Raw genomic sequence first — 5063 nt, forward strand, 5'->3', positions numbered from 1 at the left:
GCCGTACTTGTCCTCGGTCTGCACGGCGATCTCGACCATCGACAGCGAGTCGATGTCCAGGTCGTCGACGAACGACTTCTCCGGGGTGACCTCGGACGGCTCGATGCCGGTGACCTCTTCGATGATCTCGGCAATACCGGCGATGATTTCTTCTTGACTAACGGCCACGGCCATTCCCTTCGTAATGTGTTGTGTGGTAATCGGATTGACGTGCTATCTGGTTGCAGCGGCCTTGAAGCCGGACGAGCCGGCCCTCAGAGTTCCACCAACGCGTCCAGGTCTGCGGGTGATTTGACGGCGCGGACCGTGACTCCCCGAAGTTCACGCTTGGCGATACCGGTCAGAGTGCCCGCGGGCGGGAACTCGACGACCGCCTGCACGTCGTGCTCACGCAGCGTCTGCGTGCACAGGTCCCAGCGCACCGGCTGGGTCAGCTGGGCGACCAGCGTGTCCATCCCAGCGGCCGCCGAGGTCACCGGCTTCCCGTCGTGGTTGGACAGCAGCGTGGCGGTGGGCTCGGCGGTCGCGATCGCGGCCGCCGCGGCGGCGTAGCCGTCGAGGGCCGACGCCATGTACTTGGTGTGGAACGCCCCGGCCACCCCGAGGGCGCGGACCCGGGCCTTGGCGGGCGGGTCCTCGGCGAGCTTCTCCAGCGCGGTCAGCGCGCCGGCGGCCACGATCTGCCCCGCGGCGTTGCGGTTGGCCGGGAACAGGTCGAGCTGCTCGAGGCGGGCCAGAACCTCGGCCTCGTCACCGCCAAGCACCGCGGACATGCCGGTGGGCTCGGCGGCGCACGCCTTGGCCATCTCGGCGCCCCGCGTGGCGGCCAGCGACACGGCGTCGTCGGCGCCCATCACCCCGGCGATCGCGTAGGCCGCGATCTCGCCGACGGAGTGACCGGCGACGATGAACTCCGCACCGGCGAGCAGCCCGCGCGTGGTCAGTTCCTGGTGGGCCAGCAGTGTGGCCGCGACGATCAACGGCTGAGCGACCGCGGTGTCGGTGATCTCTTCGGTCGAGGCGTTGGTGCCCAGCCGCACGAGATCCAGGCCGCTGGCCTTCGACCACAGGGCCATCTGGTCGGCGGCGCCTGGCAGCTCGAGCCACGGCAACAGCATGCCCTCGGTCTGTGAACCCTGCCCGGGCGCAAGTAATGCGATCACGTGTCTAAGAGAACACTGTGGAAACGGTTTTGGCGGGTGTAACAGATTATGAACCTCGTCTTAGGTTTTTGTATGGAGGCTACAAAACCGCTCTTGAAGCTATGTGTTCGAGACCGTTCCGAGACCTGTTGCTTGGGTCACTGTCTCCCGCCGGGGGCTCACGCCGGCGGCGCACCGGTCCGGACCGGCAGCGGAACCTGAGTCACGGCGCCGCCAGCTACGCCGGCCGGATGGGTGGGGTAGTTCAGCTGGCCCACCGTCGCCGCCACGCGCAGCACGTACGCGTCCCTGGGCTGGGTGGGATCGCGCCCGGTGAAGTCGGTGATGCGCTTGAGCCGGTACCGCACGGTGTTTGGATGAACGAACAACTTCCTGGCACAAGCCTCAATCGCCCCGCCACAATCCAGGTAGGCCTCGAGGGTTTCGATCAGCGTGGGCCCGGCGTCGGCCAGCGGTCCCATCACGTCGGTGTGCAGCGCCACGATCGCCGACGCGTCGCCCATCAGGGCGCGCTCGGGCAGCAGTTCTCGTGCCTGCACCGGCCGCGGCGCCCCGCTCCAGCCGGCGACGGCGTTCATTCCAGAGATGGCCTCGCTGGCGCTGTGGTAGGCCGCGGTCAGCATGGGCGCCGTCGGCCCGATGACCACCGGGCCGTCGGAGAACGCGTTCAGCAGGTCGGTCAGGAACTTATCGGTCGGCGACAAGTGGCCGGACACGACCGCCACCAACCAGGTGCCGTGCACGTCGGTGAGCGCCGCCCGCCCGTGCCGGGCGGCGATGTCGCGGACGTCCTGGCTGGCGCGCTCGCTGCCGGCCGGATCGCCGGTGCCGGCCGGGTCGACGCGACCGGGTGCGGGGGTGCCGACCACCACCGTCGCCGGCGCGGTGGTGTCCCAGTTCAGCGCCGCCGCCCGGGACAGCAACTCGGGGCCGGTGTCCCCGCGCACCACCGCGTCGACGACGCTGGCCTCCATGCGGCTGTCCCAGGTACCGCGCGCCTCGGCCGCGTCGGCGTAGGCCGTGGCGGCGGTGAACGCCAGGTCGCGACTGTACTTCAGGATCCCCACCGTGAGGGCGGTCAGCTGCTCCTCGGAGCGGGCCAACAGCGGCACCACCTCCTCGAAGAACTCCATGGTGACCCGCACCATGTCCACGCTGTGGCGGAGCGGCATTCGCCGGGCCAGGTCCTGGGGTACCAACTCGAAGGCCTGCGCGGTGTAGCTGACGTTGCTGTGCGGGTCGCCCATCCACTCCACGAAGTTGACCACCGCCGTTTGCACGACCAGCGCCACGCTGGCACGCTGGGACGCTTCCAGCTCGGCGAAGAAGGGCAAGCGCTCCTGCATGGCCGAGACGGCCTCGGTGGCCAGCCGGCCGGAGTACTGCTTCAACCGGCGCAGCACGGAGTCGGGAACGGTGTTCAGCAGCTCCAGGGGCGACCGGGGATGCTTGGCAAACGGACCGGCGAAAGCGTTGTCGTTCACCCCTAAAACCTACGCCTTTTTTTAGGAAGTTTCCGCCAAAGCGGTGCGCCCTCAGGCCACGCCGGGGTCCGACGTCTGTTCCGGGGCGGCCTGCACGTCGTCGATGCGGTACTGCCGGGCAGCCGCGACCGCCACCGACGGGTCGATCTCGCCGTCGCGCGCCAGCGCCTCGAGCACCGCGACCACCTGCGACTCGGCGTCGGTGTTAAAAAACCGCCGCGCGGCGGGGCGGGTGTCGGAGAAGCCGAACCCGTCGGTGCCCAGCGTCACGTAGGTGTTGGGCACCCACGGCCGGATCTGCTCGGGCACCCCCCGCATCCAGTCCGACACGGCGACCACCGGCCCGGTGGCCCCCTCGAGCGCCTTGGTGATGTAGGGCACGCTCGCGGGCCGGTCGGGGTGGAGCAGCCGGGCCTTCTCGACGGCCACGCCGTCGCGGTTGAGCTCGCCCCAGCTGGTCACCGACCACACGTCGGCGGCGACGTCCCACTCGGCGGCCAGCAGCTCCGCCGCCTTCAGCGCCCCGGGCATGGCGACCCCGGAGGCCAGGATGTGGGCCTTGTTGGCCCGCTGCTCGGTGGCGGTGTGGTAGCGGTAGATGCCCCGCAGCACGCCCTCGGGATCGAGGTTGTCCGGCTCGGGCGGCTGGACGTAGGGCTCGTTGTAGACGGTGATGTAGAAGAACACGTTCTCCGGGTCCGGCCCGAACATACGGGCCAGCCCGCTTTCGACGATGTAGGCGATCTCGTAGGCGAACGCCGGGTCGTAAGACACCACCGCGGGATTGGTGGCGGCCAGCAGCAACGAGTGCCCGTCGGCGTGCTGCAGACCCTCGCCGGTCAGCGTGGTGCGGCCCGCAGTGGCTCCCAGCAGGAAGCCGCGCGTCATCTGGTCGGCCGCGGCCCACATGCCGTCGCCGGTGCGCTGGAAGCCGAACATCGAATAAAAGATGTAGAGCGGGATCATCGGCTCGTTGTGCGTCGCATACGAGGTGCCGGCCGCGATGAACGACCCCACCGACCCCGCTTCGTTGATGCCCTCGTGCAGGATCTGCCCGACTTCGCTCTCCTTGTAGGCCAGCATCAGGTCGGCGTCCACGGCGGTGTAAAGCTGGCCCAGCCGGTTGTAGATCTTCAACGACGGAAACCACGAGTCCATGCCGAACGTGCGCGCCTCGTCGGGAATGATCGGGACGATCCGCGGCCCGACTTCCTTGTCGCGCATCACCTCTTTGAAGGTGCGCACCAGCGCCATCGTCGTGGCGACCTCCTGGTTCCCGGACCCCTTCTTCAGCGCGGCGTAGGTCTCGCGGCCGGGCAGCCGCAGCGCCTTGGTCTTGGTGCGGCGCTCCGGCAGGAATCCGCCCAGGGTGCGGCGCCGGTCGAGCAGGTAGCGGATCTCGGGGGCGTCGGAACCGGGGTGGTAGTAGGGCGGCAGGTAGGGGTCCTCGTCGAGCTGGTCGTCGCTGTTCGGGATCCGCATGGAGTCGCGGAAGCACTTGAGGTTTTCCAGTGCCAGCTTCTTCATCTGGTGGGTGGCGTTGCGGCCCTGGAAGTGCGCGCCCAGCGAGTAGCCCTTGATGGTCTTGGCCAGGATCACCGTCGGCTGGCCCTTGTGCTCGACGGCGGCGCGGTAGGCGGCATAGACCTTGCGGTAGTCGTGACCGCCGCGCTTGAGGTTCCAGATCTCCTGGTCGCTCATGTTCTGCACCAGCGCCTTGGTGCGCGGGTCACGCCCGAAGAAGTGGTCCCGCACGTACCCGCCGTCGTTGGCCTTGTAAGTCTGGTAGTCCCCGTCGGGCGTGGTGTTCATCAGGTTCACCAGCGCGCCGTCGCGGTCGGCGTGCAGCAGCGCGTCCCATTCGCGGCCCCACACCACCTTGATGACGTTCCAGCCGGCGCCGCGGAAGAACGACTCCAGCTCCTGGATGATTTTGCCGTTGCCGCGCACCGGGCCGTCGAGGCGCTGCAGGTTGCAGTTGATGACGAAGGTCAGGTTGTCCAGGCCCTCGAGCGCCCCGACGTGCGCCAGGCCGCGGCTCTCGGGTTCGTCCATCTCGCCGTCGCCCAAAAAGCACCACACGTGCTGGTCAGAGGTGTCCTTGATGCCCCGGTCGTGCAGGTAGTGATTGAACCGCGCCTGATAGATGGCGTTGAGCGGGCCCAGGCCCATCGACACCGTCGGGAACTCCCAGAAGTCGGGCATCAGCCGCGGGTGCGGATAGGATGGCAGCCCACCGCCGGGGTGGCTGTGCTCCTGGCGGAACCCGTCGAGCTGGTCGGCGGTCAGGCGCCCCTCCAGAAACGCGCGCGCGTAGATCCCGGGGGAGGCGTGGCCCTGGATGAACACCTGGTCGCCGCCGCCGGGATGCGACTTGCCGCGGAAGAAGTGGTTGAACCCGACCTCGTAGAGCGCC

The 5063-nt window shown here is 68.6% G+C and carries 4 protein-coding genes; all 4 read right to left on the reverse strand.

Annotated features, from left to right (window positions below; translation table 11 throughout):
* Positions 1-168 (reverse strand): acyl carrier protein (locus tag AC2VOR_RS20135; protein WP_486964393.1); only part of this gene is annotated, 168 nt, incomplete at its 3' end.
* 86 nt (positions 169-254) lie between these two features.
* A complete protein-coding gene (locus tag AC2VOR_RS20140) occupies positions 255-1163 on the reverse strand; it encodes an ACP S-malonyltransferase (protein WP_486964391.1) in 909 nt (302 codons plus the stop codon).
* A 158-nt stretch (positions 1164-1321) separates the two neighbouring features.
* On the reverse strand, positions 1322-2647 hold the full coding sequence (locus tag AC2VOR_RS20145; protein ID WP_369738218.1) for a PucR family transcriptional regulator: 1326 nt from the start codon (positions 2645-2647) through the stop codon (positions 1322-1324).
* Between the two features lie 51 nt (positions 2648-2698).
* A partial coding sequence (aceE, locus tag AC2VOR_RS20150) for a pyruvate dehydrogenase (acetyl-transferring), homodimeric type (RefSeq protein WP_486964392.1) occupies positions 2699-5063 on the reverse strand: 2365 nt, incomplete at its 5' end.

It is taken from the genome of Mycobacterium sp. TH-M103 (genome assembly GCF_057473785.1).